We start from the raw sequence: 18,576 nt of genomic DNA, 5'->3' as shown, positions 1-18,576 counted from the left end.
CCTCAGTCTTCCGTCTGCGCGTCCCAGGTGGGACGCAGGTTGCGCACCGCGATGAAGCGGGAACGGGTCAGTTCGTCGATCGTGTAGCCGATGCCCTCGCGGCCCGCGCCGGCGAGCGCGACACCGCCGAAGGGGACCACCGGGGGGCGGTAGTTGTTGGTGCCGTTGACCACGACCCCGCCGTAGTCCAGCTCGGCGGCCATGGACATGGCGCGGGGGATGTCGGCGGAGAAGACCGCGGCGGTCAGGCGCAACGACGACGCGTTGGCGACGGCGAGCGCCTCATCGGCCGACGAGACCGGGACCACGGTGAACACCGGGCCGAAGATCTCGTCGTCCACGGCCACGGCCGCAGACGTGGGCACATCGGCCAGCAAGGTGGGGGCGAACCACGCGCCGTCGTTGGCGGCACCGCGCACGCGGCGGGCGCCGGAGGCGATCGCACGATCCACCTGACCGCTCACCCGTGCCGCGGAGCGCTCGTCGATGAGCGGCCCCAGTCGCGCGGATTCGTCGAGCGGGTCGGCGGGCGCGAGGGGGGACAGTGCCGCGTCGAGCCGGGCCGTGACCTCGTCGGCCACGTCGCGGTGGACGACCAGGCGCTTGGTCGCGGCGCAGGCCTGCCCGTTCATCAGCAGACGCCCCCGCAACGACTCCGACACCACGAAGTCCAGGTCTGCGTCGGGCAGCACGATCGCCGCACCGTTGCCCCCGAGCTCCAGGTGCAGCGGCCGCAACTGCGCCGCAGTCGCGGTCGCCACGCCGATGCCGGCGCCCACCGAGCCGGTCAGGGACACCGCGTCGACCCCGTCCGCGGCGCACAGCGCCGCCGAGGCGGGGGTGTCGGCCGAGACGATCTGCAACACGTCCTCGGGGATCCCGGCCTCATGCATGAGAGCGACCACACGGCCGGCGGCGAGCGGGTTCTGCGGCGGCGCCTTGACGATGACGACGTTCCCGACGGCGAGGGCCGCGGCGGCCTTCTCGACCATCAGCTCGATGGGGAAGTTGAACGGGATGACGGTGACCACCACGCCCAGCGGCACCCGTTCCACGATGGTCAGGTCGCGCTCTCCGCCGGGGAGCGCACCGGTGGGGGCGATGTCACCGGCGCGCATGCGGCCGAGTTCGGCGTTGGCCTCCATGAGGCGCACGGCACCGCGCACCTCGAACCGGGCCTGCGCGATGATCTTGCCGGATTCGCGCGCGTGCAACCGCGCGATCGACTCGGCGTCGGCCAGGATGAGCTCGCACGCGCGACGGAGGGGATCGGCGCGTTCGTGCGGTGCACGACGTCGCCACCCCGCCAGGGCGGCTCGGGCGCGCGCGACGACGGCGGGCACCTCGCCCACTTCCATCGTCTCCACCTCGCCGAGCACGTCGGCGTCGGCGACCGCGCGGATCTGCTGCACGCTCATGCCGGCACCTCCGTCACGGCGGCGCCCGCCCGGACGGCGGCCTCATCCAGCCAGCGGGTGAGGGCGCGCAGCGCTTCGGGCAGCCCCAGCGGGGTGTCGTTGCCGTCCCCGCGCGCGTAGACCGCGCGCACCGCGCCGGGGGAGCCGCCGCGGCCTTCGCGCGTCAGCCGTTCCGCGAGCTCCGTGCGAGCACGGTCGAGGTCGTCCTGGGTGGGCATGATCGCGATGTCGGGGGCGTCGAGGTCGCCGACACCGATGAGGGGAAGTTCCCGGTCGTCGTGTCCTCGACGGGATCTCGCGAGCCCGTCGAGGTCGCGCTGGGCGCGTCCGGCGAGGAAGCTGCGGTGCGTGAGGCCGGGGGAGAGCCACGCGCCGATCCCGCCGTAGGCGTCGCCCACCCGCCGGAAGGTCTGCGCGATGACCTCGGCCATCCGGTTGTGCATGAGGACATACGCCTCACGCTCGCCGGGCCCCCACTTCCACCCTCCGCTCGCCGCGGGTGTCGCGGTGAAGTCGGGGTGCTCCGGAGAGACCGACGTGCCGCGCGCCTCGAACAGGCCGGGGTCGTCGTAGGAGGTCGCGGGGCTCTGTCGCCCGTCCCATCGGTACACCAGCGGGTAGGGCACGACGCCGAGCGGTTCGGAGATGACGAAACGGTCCAGGACGATCCCGTCCCTCTCCCACGCGGAGACATCCAGCACGGCGGGGTCTTCGCCCTCGTCGAGCAGCGCGAGCAGTTCGCTCGGGGTCTCGACGCCTCCGGTCGGTCGCCAGCCGGCGGCCAGGAGGGCGGCGTTGATGGCTCGATGCTCGCGACTGACCGGGTAGGGCTTGTACTTGCAGCACGGCACGAGCAGGGCCACGCGGGGCCGACCGTCGGAGGCCGGTTCCCAGTGCTCGGTGATGAAGGTGATCCACTCCTCGATGAGCGGGTGCGACAGCGAGTCGACGTTCTCCTGCGGGGAGTACAGGCACAGCGAGGGATCGAGCACGAACGGTGCCCGGATCTTGCGCTGTGAGGCCGGGAAACGGGCGGCACGCGAGAGCGTGGACGTGTCTGCGGTCATGGACGTGCTCCTTCGGCCGTGTCGGCCAGATCGGACAGGTGGGGCAGACCCGCGGCGGTCACCAGCTGCGCGGCCAGTGGACGCGAGCGGGCGACGACCTCGGCGGCGTCCACACGGGTGAGGACGCCGTCGCGGACACTGCATTCGCCGTCGACCCAGACCGATGAGATGTCGCGGGCACCGGCGGCGAACACCACCGCCTGATAGGGGTCGTGGATGTTCGCCAGCGCGAGCGAATCACCGTCGAACTGCACGAGGTCGGCCGCTTTGCCCGGTTCGAGCGAACCGATGGTCTGATCCATCCGCAGGGCGCGGGCCCCACCGATGGTCGCCATCTCGAACGCGTCGACGGCGCTCAGCGCGGTCGCCTGCTGGTGATGGACGCGTGCCAGGAGCGCGGTCGATTTGATCGCCTGCATCATGTCCTGGCTGTCGTTCGAGGCGGGACCGTCGACGCCGATGCCCACGTCGACCCCCAGGCGCCGCAGCTCGGCCACCGGCGCGACACCCGAGGCGAGGATCATGTTCGACACCGGGTTGTGCGCGACACCCACCCGGTTGCGGGCGAGGATGTCGCGGTCGTGCGGGTCGAGCCAGACGCAATGGGCCGCGAGCGTGGGCGCGCGGAAAAGTCCCTCGCGCTCGCAGTGCGCCACGGCGGTCACGCCGGTGCGCTGCACCGTCGCGGTGACCTCCTCGCGGATCTCCTGCAGATGGATGTGGACACCGTGGCCACCGCCGGTGGCGTAGTCCACCGAACGCGCGAACATCTCCTCGCTCTGCCCGCCGACGGCACCGATGCCGACACGGAAGGTCGACAGCCGGCTGGAGCGGGCAGCCTCGAGGAGGGCGTCGTGCTCGTCGAACTCGGCCTGCACGCCCAGCGTCGACCCGATGTCACCGGCGCCGAAGGACACCACTCCGCGCAGGTTCAGCTCGTCGAGGGCGTCCACGACGCCCGGCGTGACGGGGGCGCCGGGTCGCGGATCGGCGACGAACATGTCGTTCGCGGTCGTGATCCCGCTCATCAGCATCTGCGCCCCCGCCAGGAGCGTGCCCACGTAGGCCTTCTCCCGGTCGAGGAAGGGCGAGACGGGACGGATGAGCGCATGGATCCACTCCCACAGCGTGAACTGCGACGCGATGCCGGTGATCAAACCCTCGGAGAAGTGTCCGTGGGTGTTGACGAACCCGGGCGTGACGATGTCGTTCACCCCTCCGTGCACGGGGATGTCGGGGTGCGCCGAACGCAGCGCGTCGTAGGTGTCGACGGCGGCGATGCGTCCGTCGACGATGTGCACCGCGCCGTGACGGATCACCGCGGGGATCCGGTCGGAGGTCGAGGCGGTGAGAACGTATCCGCCGCGGACGAGGGCGGCGGTCATCGGTTCCCCTCGTAGTCGAACTCGTCGCCGCGCACATGTGTGAGTTCGGCGTAGAGCTCGGGGCGTCGGGCGCGGAGCAGTCCTGGGATCGAATCGAAGGGTTTGGGTTCTGCCAGCGAATCGTCGGTATCGCGCAGCCATCGCGCGCGGGCGAGGTCGAGGTGGGCGATGGCGAGTTCGGCGCGTCCGGCCTCGACGAGCACGTGTTCCGGACCCGCGACCAGCGCCGCGCCCTGCTCGTCGCCGTACAGGTTGTTCGTCAGCGCGAGGTGGCAGAGGTTCTCGATCGCCCGGGCGCGGGCGATGACCTGCCAGTTCTTCGTGAGGGCCGTGAAGTGCCCGCCCGCGGGCGAGAGGATGATCTCCGCTCCGCGCAGGGCCAGCACGCGCGTGGTCTCCGGGATCCACAGTTCGGAGCACACGGCGATGCCCATCGGGATCCCGTCCAGTTCGAAGGACCCGAGCTCTCGACCCGGTGCGACGAACCCACCGGTGTCGGCGCTGGGGACGGTCGCGGGGTGCGTGCGCTCGTAGCGCAGCACCGTGCGCCCGCCACGGTCGAGGACGTAGACGACCAGGCGCCACAGGCCGTCCTCGCACGCCTCCATGCGGCTCCACACGACGTTGATCGCCCCCTCGCGGGCGGCGGCGGCCAGCGGACCGGCGGCGTCGTAGTCCTGCCCCTCGCGGAACGGTCCGGGGCTGTGCTCCGGGAAGAGCACGAGGTCGCTTCCCCGTGCCGCCGCCTCGGCGACCAGGTCCACGGCGTGCGCGACGTTCGCGGAGTGGTCGGGCTCGGTGCGCACCCGTGGCTGTGCCACGGCGAGCGTGTAGCTGTCGGCGGTGTCCGTCACGGTCGGCTCCTTTCGCGCCGGGCTGCACCCGTGCGTCACTGTCTCCTGTACCCGGCACCCGAAACGCTAGCCCGCGGGTCGGCGCGGAAAAGGCTTGGGAAGCAGGCTGGAACGCGCTTTTTACAGGGTGGTTACAGGTGACCCCGCGCGGACCAATCGCCGTTACAGAGCGCGGCACAGAGAGACAGTCGGGGCGGTCGCCGCCCCGCCGGTCGCCGATCTGTGTCTGTGTGACCCGCCCGGTAACGGGAATCCGCACGGATTCGAGGCCTTCGTAAAAACGCGGTAAAAGCCTTCCTCGTCGCGGGGGTGCGCACAGCGTCGCGGTGCCACTCTCAGGGATACACACAGCCGGATCGTCTGCCCTGCAGCACCCGAGGACCACCCGGGCACGACGCCGCATCGATGAAAGGGCAACCATGAGAAGACGCACTCTGACCGCGGCACTCGGCCTCGCCGCCGCCGCCGCACTCGTCCTCACCGCGTGTGCGGGAGAGAGCACCGAGACCACCGACGACACCGCCGCGGAGCCGGAATTCACCGTCGGCGTCGCCTATGACCTCGGCGGGCGCGGGGACGGCGGGTTCAACGATCTGGCCTGGGACGGCGCCACCGAGGCCGCCGAGGCCGCCGGCGGCGAGGTGATCGAGTCGACGGCGCGCGCGGAGGACACCGACGCGGACCGCGTCGCGCGTCTCGACCTCATGGCCCAGGGCGGCGCCGACCCGATCATCGCCGTCGGCTACCTGTACGCCACAGCGCTGACGGAGGTGGCACAGAAGTACCCCGACACGTCGTTCGCGATCGTCGACGACGACACGGTCGATCAGCCCAACGTGACCTCGCTGATGTTCGCCGCCAACGAGGGGTCCTTCCTCGCCGGTGTGGCCGCGGCGATGGAGTCCACCACGGGCAAGGTCGGTTTCATCGGCGGCGTGAACATCCCGCTGATCAACGAGTTCCAGGCCGGATTCGACGCGGGCGCGCTCGCCGCCGACCCCGACATCGAACTGTCGGCCAGCTACCTCACCGAGCCGCCGGACTTCAACGGGTTCAACGACCCGCAGCGTGGGGCCGAAGCCGCCAACGGCATGTACGACTCGGGCGTCGATGTGATCTTCGCCGCCGCCGGCGGTTCGGGACTGGGTGTCTTCGAATCCGCCGACGCCGCCGGAACCTGGGCGATCGGGGTCGACAGCGACCAGTACACCACCACGGACGAGCCGCTCAACGAGGTCATCCTCACGTCGATGCTCAAGCGTGTCGATGTCGGTGTCTCCTCCTTCATCGAGAGCGTGCTCGACGGCACCGTGACCGCCGGCACGACCGTGTACGACCTCTCCTCGGACGGTGTCGGCTACTCCACCTCGGGTGACTTCCTGTCTCCGGAGACGATCGAGGCGATCGACGAGTTCGCCGCGCAGATCACCTCCGGCGAGATCGTCGTCCCGGCCACGCTCGACTGAGCGATCGGGAGCACCGCCATCATGGATCGACCCGCCGTCGAACTCACCGGGATCACGAAGACCTACCCGGGGGTCATCGCCAACGCCGATGTCAGCATCACGGTCGCGGCGCAGACCGTGCACGCGATCGTCGGAGAGAACGGCGCGGGCAAGTCGACCCTGATGAAGGTGCTCTACGGGGCCACCCGCCCCGACAGCGGCTCGATGCGCGTGGCGGGTGAGCCGACCTCGTTCGGCTCACCCGCCGACGCCATCGACGCCGGTATCGGGATGGTGTTCCAGCACTTCAAGCTCGCCGACAACCTCAGCGTGCTCGACAACGTCATCCTCGGCGCAGAACCCCTGCGGCGGGGCGTGGTCGACCGCGCGGGCGCCCGGCGACGGATCATGGAGATCTCGGAGCGGTACGGACTCCAGGTCGACCCCGACGCGATGGTCCGCGACCTCGGCGTCGGGGTCCGGCAGCGCATCGAACTCATCAAAGTGCTCTACCGCGGCGCGCGCATCCTCATCCTCGACGAGCCCACCGCGCTGCTGACCGTGCAGGAGGCGGAAGACCTCCTGCAGCGGTTGCGGGAGATGTGCGAGACCGGGCTGACCGTCATCTTCATCTCACACCACCTCGACGAAGTACTCGCCGCGAGCGACCACATCACCGTCATGCGGGCGGGCCGTGTCGTCGCCGACGTCGCCCCGGGCGACCTCGCCGCCGCCGACCTCGCCGTCCTCATGGTCGGCACCGCTCCCCTCGAACTCCCCCGCCGCCCACGGCAGGACGGGCGCGCCGACGTCCTCGAACTGACCGGCGTGACGGGCACCAGCGAATCCGGCGCACGCCTGAACGGGGTCGACCTCGTGGTCAGGCGCGGCGAGATCGTCGGCGTGGCCGGCGTGGAGGGCAACGGGCAGGACGAGCTGATCGAGGCGGTGCTCGGCGTCCTGCCCCTCAGCAGCGGGTCCGTCGTCCTCGACGGACGTGACCTCGCCGGGGTCGCCACGGTGCGACGGCGCGCCGAAGGCATCGGCTGTATCCCCCAGGACCGGCAGCGGGAGGGTCTGCTCGTCGACCAGCCGTTGTGGATGTCGCGCCTGCTCGGCCACACCCACGACCGTCAGCTGGCCCGCCGCGGCCACGTGCGGGTGGGACGTGTCCGTGCCGCCGCCGAACACGTCGTGCGGACCTCCGACGTGCGCACACCCGGCATCGACGTGCTCGCCTCGGCCCTCTCGGGTGGCAACCAGCAGAAGTTCATCGTCGGACGCGAGCTCGACGCACGACCGACGCTCCTGATCGCCGCCCAGCCCACCCGCGGGGTCGACATCGGGGCGCAGAGACAGATCTGGTCGCGTCTGATCGCGGCCGCGAACGAGGGGATGGCGATCCTGCTGATCAGCACCGACATGGAAGAGCTGACGACGCTCTCCGACCGTATCGCCGTCATCTCGCGCGGGCGCATCACCGCGGAATTCGATGCCGAGACCGCCTCCCGCGCCGCCATCGGCCGCTCCATGACGGCGGGCGCGGCATGAGCGCCGCGACCGGTCGCCTGCGGGCCCTGCGCGACATGTTGCATCGCGCCGTCAACGGTCCCCGTCTGGCGACGACCTCGCTGCAGATCGTCGCGGTGGCGCTGTCCCTCCTGTTCGCGATGCTGCTGCTGGGAGTCGTGCTCGCGCTGTACGGCACCAGCCCCACCGCCGTGGTCTCGGTCGTCGGCCAATACGCGATGACCCCCGAGGGCTGGGTGGCGATCGTGAACAAGGGCACGACCTATTACATCGCCGGCCTCGCCGCGGCGATCGGGTTCCGCATGTACCTGTTCAACATCGGCATCGACGGCCAATACCGGTTGGGCGTGTTCTTCGCCGCCGTCGTGGGCGGGTGGCTCTCCCTGCCCTGGTTCCTGCACATCCCGATCATGGTCGCCGTCGCCGCCGCGGTCGCCGGCGCCTACGCCGCGATCGCCGGCTACCTCAAAGCCCGCCGCGGGGTCTCCGAGGTGATCAGCACGATCATGCTCAACGCGATCGCCACCGGGGTCATCGCCTACCTCATCTCCCCCGACCAACTCGGCGTGCAGGAGGAGGGCAGTAACAACATCCAGACCGCCCTCATCCCCGAAAGCGGATGGCTCCCGGCCATCACCATCCCCGGTGCCGGGGATGTCTACGGCTTCGCCGCCATCGCCGTGCTCATCGGGGTCGCGTACTGGTACGTCACCACGCGCACCCGGTTCGGATTCCAGCTGACGGCCGTCGGCGCCGCTCCCCGCGCCTCGCTCCTGGCCGGCATCGACCCCAAACGGATGATCCTGCTCACCATGGTCGTCTCCGGCGTGATCGCGGGGCTCTGCGGCCTGCCCGAGCTGCTCGGCTCGACGCACCGCTACGGCATCAGCTTCCCCGCCGGCCTGGCCTGGGCCGGACTGTCCATCGCCATCGTCGGGCGGAACCATCCGATCGGCGTGGCACTCGCGGCTTTGCTGTGGGCCTTCCTCGAACGCTGCTCGGTGCCGCTGGATCTCATCGGCATCCCGAAGGAGGTCGTGCAGGTGGTGCAGGCCATCGTGGTGCTCGCCGTGGTGACCTCCTACGAATTGGTGCACCGCTACTCCGCATCACGCGAGCGCCGCCGGGCCGCACGCTTCGCCGCCCGAGAGGAGGTCTCGGCATGACCGTCACATCCACCCGCCCCGACCTGACACCCCCGACCACCCGCACACGCCGCGTGCCGCGCTGGGTGTGGGTGGTGCTGATCGCCATGTCGGTCCCCCTCGTCGCCGTGCTGGCCGAGACGCCCGACCTCACCTCCGAGGGCCTGACCGGGGCCACACTGCGCTTCACCGTCCCGATCCTCCTGGCGGGCCTGGGTGGGCTGTGGGCCGAACGCGGCGGCACCCTCAACATCGGCCTCGACGGCATGATGATCATCGGTTCCTGGACCGGGGCGTGGGTCGCCCTGTCGTACGGGCCCTGGGCGGCCCTGCTGGGGGGCGTCATCGGGGGCGCGTTCGCGGGCGTGTTCCAAGCGCTGCTGACCCAGAACCTCGGCGTGGACCAGGCGATCTCCGGAATCGTGGTCAACATGATGGCCATCGGCCTGGTGCGCTTCCTGTCGTCGGTCACCTTCGCCGAAGAGCCCGGGGGCAGCATCACGCAGTCCCCGACGCTGGAACAGTTGCCGCTGGTGAGCCTCCCGGGGGCGGAGCTCGTGCTGGGCGCCCTCGCGGGCCAAGGGATTCTCTTCGTCTCCGACGCGGCCGCGATCATGCTGGGCTTGGTGACGGACGTGTCGGTCGGCACGCTGTTGGCCTTCTCGCTCGTGCCGATCACATGGTGGGTGCTGGCCAAGACCCGCTTCGGCCTGCGGGTGCGCGCGACGGGGGAGAACCCGGCCGCGGCGGACTCTCTCGGCGTTTCGCCCTACCGCATCCACTACCTCACCCAGGGGATCTCCGGGGCGCTGGCGGGCCTGGGTGGCGCGTACATGGTGGTCGTCGCCAGCTCCCTCTACCGCGAAGGTCAGATCGCCGGGCGCGGTTTCATCGGCCTGGCCACGGTGATCTTCGGCAACTGGCACCCCGGGGGCGTCCTGACCGGAAGCCTCCTGTTCGGCTTCACCGACGCCCTCCGCACGCGCCAGGAGGCATCGGTGAACGCCCTGCTGCTGTTGGGAGCGGCGATCCTGCTGGCCCGGTGCGTCTGGCTGTTCGCCGCGAACCGCCGGAAGGAATCCCTCTGGTACGGCGCGTTCGGCCTGCCGGTCCTGCTGTGGTACCTGTTCGGCGACGGCGTCCCCAGCGAACTGGTGAGCATCGCCCCCTACCTGGTCACCCTCGTCGTGCTCATGGCCGCACACCACACCCTGCGGCCCCCCGCCGCCGTCGGGGTCCCCTACCGACGGTCGGAGGAGTGACCCGTGTGCGCCCTCCCTCGCGATGCCGCGCGCACCGCGGCATGGACATACCCGGTCCTCGCCGACGCGCGCGCCGCGCACGCGACATGCCGCGACGTCACCCTCGATGTGGAACGGCTCGCGCAGGTCGCCGACTGGATGCAGTTCGAGACGTTCCCCCCGATCGAGCCTGACGCCCAAGACCCCGGCGACGGCGGCCCGACGCGGGAGGCGCACATCGATTTCACACTGGTGACCGGTGCGATCAACTTCGCCTACACCGACTTCGACACGAGGGTGCCGTGGTCCATCGAGGTCGACGGGCGGGAGTTGATCGACGCCGACGCGATGTTCGTCCGGTTCGAGCAGGCGATCGCCGCGGGGATCCCGGTCCTCGAGGGAGCCTGGTTGGCCGATATCACCCCGGCGGCACTCGGCGAGATCCTCCACGGTCCCCGTCCGATCCCGATGCTCGCCGAACGTGCCGCCGTGCTGCGGTCGGTCGGTCGCGTACTGGTCGATCGCTACGCGGGGCGCTTCCATGTCTTCGTCGACGACTGTCCGCCCCGCCTGTACGCCGACGGTGCCGGGATGCTCGAACGCCTGACGCGGGAGTTCCCCGCCTACGACGACTCGTCCGTGCTGCACGGCCGCGCGGTACGGATCGACAAGCTCGCCCAGCTGGGGATGTGGATGCTGCACCATCGCGGGCTGGTCCGTTTCGACGACATCGACGCACTCTCGGCGTTCGCCGACTACATCGTGCCCGCCGCGTTGCGCGCGATGGGCGTGTTGCGATACTCCCCACCCCTGGCGGAAGCGGTCGACGAGGGCAGGTTGCTGCCGGCCGGGTCTGCGTGGGAGAACGAGATCCGCGTGCAGACCGTCTACGCCTGCGGCCTGTTGACCGACGCCCTGAACGCCCGGCGTCCGGACACACCGCTGATCGTCCCCCAGATCGATTTCCGGCTGTGGTCCGCGTTCCACGACCGCATCGGACCCCACCACCTGACCCAGACCACCGCCTACTGAGAGTCTCCATGCGCCTTCTCCGCGACGTCCGCGACATCCCTTACGACCGCACCGGCGAGCGCCTGCCGATGATCCTCGACGTCGACACCGGCATCGACGACACCCTCGCATTGATCTACGCCGCGGCCCACCCCGACATCGACCTGGCCGGCGTGACCTGCGTGGCCGGCAACGTGCCCCTCGATGATGTCGTCCACAACACGCTCGGTGTGCTCGAGACCGCGGGGCGCGCCGATGTGGAGGTCGCCGCGGGGGCCGCGGGCCCTGTCGCCCGGCCCCTCGAGACCACGCCGGAGACCCACGGGCCCCACGGCATCGGGTACGCGCAGGTCTCACCCAGCACCACCGTCTCCGATCGGCACGCGGTCGACCTCATCGTCGAGACCGCGCGGCGCCGACCCGGCGAGGTCACGCTGGTGACGCTGGGGCCGCTGACGAACCTCGCGGCCGCCGTGCTCGCCGAACCCCGCCTGCCGCTGTTGCTGCGGGACGTGTTCATCATGGGCGGGACCTTCTTCGAAGCCGGCAACGCCGCCCCGCGCGTGGAGTGGAACATCCACGTCGATCCGGAGGCGGCCAAGATCGTCTTCCACCGGTGGAGCGCGTGCGCGGAGGAGGGCGCCGCACCGCTGACGGTCATGGGGCTCGATGTGACCGAGACCTCTCGGATCGATGCGTCCGGTCTCGCCGACGTCGCCCGGGCCTGCGGCCTTCCGGTCGCCGCCGACGACGACGTCGCGATCATGTCGACCGCGTTCGGGGACCCCCTCCTCGACCTCGTGCGCGACAGCCTGCGCTTCTATTTCGAGTTCCACGAGACGGCCGACGGTTTCTACGGCGCGCACATCCACGACCCGTTCGTGGTCGGCGCCGCACTCGACCCCTCCCTCATACACACGCGGGCGACCGTCGTCGACGTGCAACTGGGCGGGGCGATGACCGACGGAGAGACCGTCGCCGATTGGCGCGGACACCTCGACAAGGGCGTGAACGCCCGTGTCGCCGTCGCCGGCGACGGCGCGGCTTTCGGAGAGCGGCTGCGCAGCCTGCTCGCCGACGCCGCGTCGCTCTGAGCGGCCTCCCGGGCCCGACCCTCCGCGGGCCCACCCACTGGAGGCACGGCGAAGGCCCCGCCCTGAGGCGGGGCCTTCGTCGTGGGGTCTCAGCCCTGCAGACCGATGCTGGGGTCGATGAACTCGTTGGTGACCAGCGTGTCGGGGGTGATCTCGGTCACGTCGTACTCGGTGTACTCGCCGACGAGGTCGATGAGCTCCTGCACGCGCGCGGTGTCATAGCTGCCGAGGGCGCCGTCCGAGCCGTTGCCGACCAGGCCGAGCTCCTTCTGCTTCTCGATCGACCACTCGGCGAGATCCTCGGTGTAGATCCAGCCGGTGTCGTACTCGTCGACCAGTTCGACGATGAACGCGTTGGTCGCCGCCGGGTCCTCGATGTAGGCCACCTCGGCGCGCTGCATGATCGGGATGAGCTCACTCAGGCAGTCCGCCTGCTCGGTCACATCCGCCTGACGCACGACCATCGACTGGAAGTACTCGGCGAAGCCCAGGTCGTGGATCAGACCGATCTCGACCGGCTTGCCCCACTCCTCCGCCGCCTCGACCTCGTACATGTAGGGCTCGGCCGACGCGAAGCCGACCTCCGCGACCGAACCGCCGGCGGCGATGAAGCTCGCGGGCTTCGGCGCGTCCGACTGGTCGACCTGGCTCTCATCGATGACTCCGGTACCGAGGAGGTAGTCCTGCCACACGGTCTGGTCCGAGCCCATGAGGATCGTGACGTCCTCATCCTTCAGGTCGGCGATGCTCTCCACATCGGGGTAGGTCTCCGGGTCCCAGTAGATCGAGTACGGGCTGACTTCGAGGGTGGACATGACACCCACCACCGGGTTCGACTCCACCGCGGGGATCGTCTCGGTGACGCGTCCGTACCCCATGAAGATGTCGTCGTCCTGGTACAGCAGCGACTGCACCGGCTGATAGCCGACCGAGGACCCGCCGATGCGGATCTCGACGTTGACACCGGCGGACTCGTCGCCGTCCATCAGAGTGCCCGTGACGGACTTGTTGTCGGTGTCGATCGTGTAGTCGTCACCGACGAGCTCGTAGATGCCGCCGTGCTCGGACTCCGGCTCCCAGTCGGCCTGGATGACGATCGTCTCGGGGCAGACGTCGGTGAGCACGCCGGATGCGGCCGCTTCGGTCGGCTCCGGGTCGGACGAGCTCGAGCAGCCCGCCGTGAGCGCGACGCCGCCGACGGCGGCGATGGCCGCGAAGGTGCGCAGGCCTGTGTGCTGTGCCTTCTTCATGGGGTGTGGTCCTTTCGATCGAACGGCGCCGAAGCGGCCGTGCAGAGGTGGTGCCGGGTAGGTGCTCGGGTGGGGGGTGGGGCGTCCGCCGGCGCCGACGAAGGGGTCATCGCGACCACGCCTCCGACCAGCGTCCGACGATTCGGCGACCGAGCATGCCGAAGAACCAGAACATGAGGACACCGAGACCGCACGCCGCCAGCACGGTGGCGAGCATCTCGGCCGCCTCCAGGCGCGAGCTGTATCGGGCGATCAGCAGACCGAGCCCGATCGCTCCGCGACCGAAGAAGTAGTCACCGACCACCGCACCGACCACGGCGAGGCCCGCGGCCGTCTGCAGTCCGGTGAAGATGTCGGGCAGCGCGGCGGGCAACTGCAAGCGCATCAGCCGGGTCATCCGCCCCGCATGCCGCAGGGTGAACAGGTCGTGCAGCCCAGGGTCGGCGCCGAGCAGACCTTTCAGCGGATTGATGATGAGGGGGAACAGGGCGATGATGACGCAGACGACCACGCGGGCGCCGAAGTCGAAGCCGAACCAGAACCCGATCACCGGGATGATCGCCAGCGTGGGGATCGTCTGCAGGAACACCGCGTACGGGTAGAGCATGTTCTCGATCCACTTGGCCTGGCTCATGAGGATCGCCTGCCCGACACCCAGCACGAAAGCGATCGCCAGTCCGACGGTCGCGACCTTGAACGACTCCCATGCGGCGGAGAGGATGTCACTCCTGGTCTCGGGGACGAAGAATCCGTCGATGATCACTTCGTGCGGCGGGGGCAGGAGGAACTGCTTCCCCGGCTCGAGGACCAGGTACGAGATGGCGTACCACAGCGCGATGATGAGGGCGAAGAACGCCAGGGGCGGAACGATGCGCTTCCACCGCGCACCCTGGCCCGATCCTGCCGAGACGGTGAACTGCGTGGCCATCAGGAGACCTCCCCCAACGCGGTGGCCACTTCCTGCTCCAGGTGGGCGAACTCCGCGGTGAATTTCAGGTCGACCGGGCGTGGGAAGGCGAACGGCACGTCGAACGACGCCACGACCCGCCCGGGGCGCGCCGCCATCACGAGGACCTTCGTCGACAGGAAGATCGATTCGTCCACGGAGTGGGTGATGAACAGTCCCGCGAAGCGGCGCTCGGCGAACAGGCTCATCAGCTCCTGATTGAGGCGGACGCGGGTGATCTCGTCGAGCGCACCGAACGGTTCATCGAAGAAGAACAGGTCGGGCTCGACCACGAGGGCGCGTGCCAACGACGCACGCATCCGCATGCCGCCGGAGAGCTGACGTGGCAGCAGGTGCGAGTACTGCGCGAGCCCGACGGTCTCCAGCGCCGCATCGACGCGTCGCGTGAGCTCGTCGTCGGGCATCTTGTCGAGCTTGCCGAGCAACTCGACGTTCCGACGGACGGTGCGCCACGGCATGAGCGTGGCGTCCTGGAAGACATAGCCGACGTTGTCGGTCGACCGGTCGATCGATCCCGACGAGGGCTCCGTCAGCCCCGAGCCCAGGCGCAGCACCGTGGACTTGCCACAGCCGGAGGGACCGATGATCGAGACGAACTCCCCCCGGCGGATGTCGAGGTCGAGCCCGTCGAACACCGGGCTCGCACCGAACGACATCCCGACATCTCGGAACGAGATGATCGGTGGCTCTTCGGGGTTGACGGTCATGCTGCTCCTCATGTGACGCCGCGACGGGGCGTCTGTGTCTCGGGTGTTCCCGAAGCTACGTCGCCGCACCCGCCCTCGACAAAGCGGATTGCCGCGAAATCACGGGGTTTTACACGCCTTTTACGACCCGACCCCACCGCGCGTTACAGGGCGGGGGACAGAGAGACAGTGGGCCTGTCTCCCAGAATCAGCAGAGACACACACCGCGGGCGGGCTTCGCTAGGGTCGGTCGCGTCTGCCGAGGAGGAACGACATGCCCGAACCCCGTTTCACGATCGACGTCATCGCCGGCGACGGCATCGGGCAGGAGGTCGTCCCCGCCGCGCGACGGTGCGTCGATGCCGCCGTCGCCGCCGCCGCCGGGATCAGCCTGACCTGGCGGGAACGCGACTGGGGCTCGGATCACTACCGCCGCACCGGGCGGATGATGCCCGTCGACGCGCTCGAGACGATGGCGTCCGCGGATGCGATCATGCTCGGCGCCGTCGGCGAGCCCGGCATCCCCGACGATGTGACCCTGTGGGGACTGCTCATCCCGATCCGACGCACGTTCGACCAGTACGTCAACCTGCGTCCGGTGCGACTTCTGCCGGGCACCACCAGCCCCCTCCGCGGGATCGACGAGCTGGACCTGGTGATCGTGCGGGAGAACGTCGAGGGCGAATACTCCTCGATCGGTGGCCGGTTCGACCGCCCCGGCGGCGACACCGTCGCCGTGCAGGAATCGCTCTTCTCACGAAGCGGCACCGCGCGCGTCGCGCGATACGCTGCTCGGCTGGCCGCCTCGCGCCGGGGCACGCTGGTGTCGGCGACGAAGTCCAACGGCATCATCCACACCATGCCGTTCTGGGACGAGGTCGTCGCCGAGACCGTCGCCGAGACCGCACCGGATGTGCGGTTGCGCAGCGTGCTCATCGACGCCCTCGCCGCCGAGCTCGTCCTGCACCCCCATGCCAGCGATGTGATCGTCGCCTCGAACCTGTTCGGCGACATCCTCTCCGATCTCGCCGCGGCCCTCGCCGGGTCGATCGGGGTCGCCCCCAGCGCGAGTCTGAACCCGGAGCGGACCCATCCGTCCCTGTTCGAGCCGGTGCACGGGTCGGCGCCCGACATCGCCGGGCGCGGAGTCGCGAACCCGGTCGCCCAGATCTGGTCGGCCAGCCTCATGCTGAGCCATCTCGGCCTCGACGCCCCCGCGGCGGCCCTGTACGACGCGATGGTGGCCACGATGTCCGCCGGCACGCTCACCGGCGACCTCGGCGGAGACGCGACGACCGAGTCGTTCACGGACGCGGTCGTCGCCGAAATCGAGCGGTGACCATCATCGAGAAGGAGCCGTCACCGGCCCGGTGACGCACCGATATCCGGCACCCCCGGCACCTCAGATCGCGACGAGGGCGAGCGCGATCGTCGTCCCGTAGATGGCGGGGATGCCGATCCCCTCGAACCCGATCCCGCGTCTGTCCCTGATGAGCAGACCGGCAGCGAGCACGGTGGTGATCAGCAAGGTACCCCCGAGCAGCACGAGACTTTCCGGTCCGGCCGCGGCATAGATCGTGCCGTCGAGGAAGAACGCGTCGGCGACGGTGAGGGTCAACACGTCGAAGACATTGCCGCCGATGATGTTCGCCACGCCGAGGGTGAGGGCGCCGATGCGGATCGCCGAGATCAGCACGATCAGTTCCGGCAGCGAGGTCACCGCGGTGGTCAGGGTGAATCCGGTGACCCCACTCGGCCACCCGGTCGCGGCGATCACCCCGAGGCCCGCTTGGCCGATGACCCACCCGGTCACCCCCACGACGAGACCCAGCGCGGCGAAGGTGAGCCATAGCCGGGAGAGCGGACCATCGGACTCGGTCTCGTCGACGTCGTCGCGGGTCTCGCCCGTGCGGATCGGCTTCCACATCGGCGCCTGGTGCATCCGCCGCTGCAGATGCAGACCGTAGACATAGAAGACGGGGATGAGCAGCGTGACCGGGTGGATCCACCCGATCATCAGCTCCGGTGTCGCGAAGGCGATCACCGGCAGGCTCAACAACGCGATGAGCACGACGGCTTGGAGGAGGTTCTCCAACGACGCCGCCGCGTGCTCGAGGTTCGCGCGCCGATACAGCAGGTCGGCGATCGCCAGCCACACCGTCTGCAGTGCGATCCCGCCGATGGGATTGGCCAACGCGAATGCGGCGTCGCCCTGCAGGGCGCCCGTCGCGGTGGTCACGATCCCCGGAAGGGACGTGACCGCACCGAGGAACACCGCTCCGGCGACAGCTTCCCCCAGGCCGGTGCGGTCGGCCAGTTCGTCCGCCGTGCGCGCGAGACGCGAGCCCGCGAAGATCACGACGATGACAGCGGCCAGCAACGCGAGGACGCTCGGCCAGAGCGGCCACGGGTCGGCCATGGGAGTCCTCCTTCGATCGGGGCGAGGGTGCCGGAGGGAGGCGTCACAGCCGGCGCGGGCCCCGACGATACGCACCCGAAATGACGTCGGCACCGCCCTCGCCGCGGCGATCGCGCTGTGCTAGCGTTGCCGCCCGCGCGCGCCGCAGCGCCGGACACGGCAGAATCGATGTATGGCCGCTCCCAGCCCGCATCTCCTGCCCGATCACGCGTGTCTCATCGTCCACGGCACCGACCGTCCCGGGATCGTCGCCGCCGTGTCGGCGCTGATCACCCGCCACGAGGGCAACATCGTCGCGTTCGACCAGTACTCGGACGACCCGACCGGAGGCGACTACTTCCAGCGCGTCGTGTTCCACCGGCCCGACCTGGCCGCCGCCATCCCGGAACTCGAAGACGACCTCGCCCGGACACTCGGCGGCGGATTCGACCTGCAGTGGTCGCTGACCGACCAGTCCACCCCGAAGCGCATGGCGATCCTGGCCTCGAAGCAGGACCACTGCCTGCTCGACCTGCTGTGGCGCCACCGCCGTGGCGAGCTGCCGGTGACCATCCCCATGGTCGTGTCGAACCACACCACCGCCGCGGAAGACGTCCGCACCTTCGGCGTGCCGTTCTTCCACGTGCCGTCGGTCCCCGGGCCCGACAAGTCCGAGTCGGAGGAGAAGATCCTCGAACTGCTGGCCGACAACGTCGATTTCGTCGTACTCGCCCGGTACATGCAGATCCTGTCCGCCGACTTCCTCGACAAGCTCGGGGTGCCCGTGATCAACATCCACCACTCGTTCCTGCCCGCCTTCATCGGCGCCGAGCCGTACAAGAAGGCCAAGGAGCGTGGGGTGAAGCTCATCGGGGCGACCTCGCACTACGTCACGAGCGACCTCGACGAGGGCCCGATCATCGAGCAGGACACCGTGCGCGTGACCCACGCCGACAGCTCCCTGGAACTGGCCCGCCGCGGCGCCGACGTCGAACGGCAGGTGCTCTCCCGCGCCGTACTGTGGCACGCCCAGGACCGCGTGATCCGTCACGGCAACCACACGATCGTCTTCTGACCCACCCCCG

At 69.7% G+C, this 18,576-nt stretch carries 16 protein-coding genes; 8 read left to right on the top strand and 8 right to left on the bottom strand.

Going from position 1 to position 18,576, the window contains the following annotated elements; all coding sequences use genetic code 11:
* Window positions 1-2 precede the first annotated feature (2 nt).
* From ABD204_RS05160 to ABD204_RS05145, 4 genes are read right to left on the bottom strand one after another with little or no spacing between them, the layout of a single operon-like run.
* Complete coding sequence (locus tag ABD204_RS05160) at window positions 3-1,418, bottom strand: aldehyde dehydrogenase family protein (RefSeq protein WP_194423594.1); 1,416 nt, start codon at window positions 1,416-1,418, stop codon at window positions 3-5.
* Window positions 1,415-2,485, bottom strand: a complete 1,071-nt coding sequence (locus ABD204_RS05155; protein ID WP_194423593.1) for a hypothetical protein — start codon at window positions 2,483-2,485, stop codon at window positions 1,415-1,417. Before ABD204_RS05155 ends, ABD204_RS05160 begins: the two co-directional genes overlap by 4 nt.
* Complete coding sequence (locus tag ABD204_RS05150; protein ID WP_194423592.1) at window positions 2,482-3,870, bottom strand: amidohydrolase family protein; 1,389 nt, start codon at window positions 3,868-3,870, stop codon at window positions 2,482-2,484. The genes ABD204_RS05155 and ABD204_RS05150 overlap by 4 nt, the downstream gene beginning before the upstream one ends.
* Window positions 3,867-4,724, bottom strand: coding sequence for a carbon-nitrogen hydrolase family protein (locus ABD204_RS05145; RefSeq protein ID WP_194423591.1), 858 nt, complete (start codon window positions 4,722-4,724; stop codon window positions 3,867-3,869). Before ABD204_RS05145 ends, ABD204_RS05150 begins: the two co-directional genes overlap by 4 nt.
* A 419-nt stretch (window positions 4,725-5,143) precedes the next feature.
* Between ABD204_RS05145 and ABD204_RS05140 the strand changes: the two genes are divergently transcribed.
* From ABD204_RS05140 to ABD204_RS05115, 6 genes are read left to right on the top strand one after another with little or no spacing between them, the layout of a single operon-like run.
* Window positions 5,144-6,190, top strand: a complete 1,047-nt coding sequence (locus ABD204_RS05140) for a BMP family lipoprotein (RefSeq protein ID WP_194423590.1) — start codon at window positions 5,144-5,146, stop codon at window positions 6,188-6,190.
* Window positions 6,191-6,211: 21 nt separating this feature from the next.
* A complete protein-coding gene (locus ABD204_RS05135) occupies window positions 6,212-7,720 on the top strand; it encodes an ABC transporter ATP-binding protein (protein WP_194423589.1) in 1,509 nt (502 codons plus the stop codon).
* Window positions 7,717-8,865: an ABC transporter permease gene (locus ABD204_RS05130; protein ID WP_206697142.1), complete on the top strand. Its 1,149-nt coding sequence runs from the start codon at window positions 7,717-7,719 to the stop codon at window positions 8,863-8,865. The genes ABD204_RS05135 and ABD204_RS05130 overlap by 4 nt, the downstream gene beginning before the upstream one ends.
* Entirely contained in the window at window positions 8,862-10,106 is a 1,245-nt protein-coding gene (locus ABD204_RS05125; RefSeq protein ID WP_194423588.1) for an ABC transporter permease, read from the top strand. The genes ABD204_RS05130 and ABD204_RS05125 overlap by 4 nt, the downstream gene beginning before the upstream one ends.
* Window positions 10,107-10,109: 3 nt before the next feature.
* Window positions 10,110-11,117, top strand: a complete 1,008-nt coding sequence (locus tag ABD204_RS05120) for a queuosine salvage family protein (RefSeq protein ID WP_194423587.1) — start codon at window positions 10,110-10,112, stop codon at window positions 11,115-11,117.
* Between the two features lie 8 nt (window positions 11,118-11,125).
* A complete protein-coding gene (locus ABD204_RS05115; RefSeq protein ID WP_194423586.1) occupies window positions 11,126-12,190 on the top strand; it encodes a nucleoside hydrolase in 1,065 nt (354 codons plus the stop codon).
* A gap of 89 nt (window positions 12,191-12,279) precedes the next feature.
* Here the strand turns inward: ABD204_RS05115 and ABD204_RS05110 are convergent, their stop codons facing one another.
* From ABD204_RS05110 to ABD204_RS05100, 3 genes are all read right to left on the bottom strand, one after another.
* On the bottom strand, window positions 12,280-13,440 hold the full coding sequence (locus ABD204_RS05110) for a substrate-binding domain-containing protein (protein ID WP_194423585.1): 1,161 nt from the start codon (window positions 13,438-13,440) through the stop codon (window positions 12,280-12,282).
* A 106-nt stretch (window positions 13,441-13,546) separates the two neighbouring features.
* On the bottom strand, window positions 13,547-14,368 hold the full coding sequence (locus ABD204_RS05105; protein ID WP_194423584.1) for an ABC transporter permease: 822 nt from the start codon (window positions 14,366-14,368) through the stop codon (window positions 13,547-13,549).
* Window positions 14,368-15,114: an ABC transporter ATP-binding protein gene (locus ABD204_RS05100; RefSeq protein ID WP_241747779.1), complete on the bottom strand. Its 747-nt coding sequence runs from the start codon at window positions 15,112-15,114 to the stop codon at window positions 14,368-14,370. Before ABD204_RS05100 ends, ABD204_RS05105 begins: the two co-directional genes overlap by 1 nt.
* Window positions 15,115-15,367: 253 nt before the next feature.
* Here ABD204_RS05100 and ABD204_RS05095 point away from each other — a divergent pair, with 253 nt between their 5' ends.
* Window positions 15,368-16,432 carry an isocitrate/isopropylmalate dehydrogenase family protein gene (locus ABD204_RS05095; protein ID WP_194423582.1) on the top strand — a complete coding sequence of 355 codons (1,065 nt, stop codon included), beginning with the start codon at window positions 15,368-15,370 and terminating at the stop codon, window positions 16,430-16,432.
* A 63-nt stretch (window positions 16,433-16,495) separates the two neighbouring features.
* On the opposite strand, the gene ABD204_RS05090 is transcribed toward ABD204_RS05095, so the two are convergent.
* Window positions 16,496-17,512, bottom strand: coding sequence for a sodium:calcium antiporter (locus ABD204_RS05090; protein WP_194423581.1), 1,017 nt, complete (start codon window positions 17,510-17,512; stop codon window positions 16,496-16,498).
* Window positions 17,513-17,684: 172 nt separating this feature from the next.
* On the opposite strand from ABD204_RS05090, the gene purU reads away from it, so the two are divergent.
* Window positions 17,685-18,566: a formyltetrahydrofolate deformylase gene (gene purU / locus ABD204_RS05085; RefSeq protein WP_194423580.1), complete on the top strand. Its 882-nt coding sequence runs from the start codon at window positions 17,685-17,687 to the stop codon at window positions 18,564-18,566.
* Window positions 18,567-18,576: the final 10 nt, after the last annotated feature.

The sequence above is a fragment of the Microbacterium aquimaris genome (assembly GCF_039531285.1).
Lineage (GTDB): Bacteria > Actinomycetota > Actinomycetes > Actinomycetales > Microbacteriaceae > Microbacterium > Microbacterium aquimaris.
The sequence above is the reverse complement of the archived record's forward strand: the minus strand, read 5'-3'. Positions and strand labels throughout refer to the sequence as shown.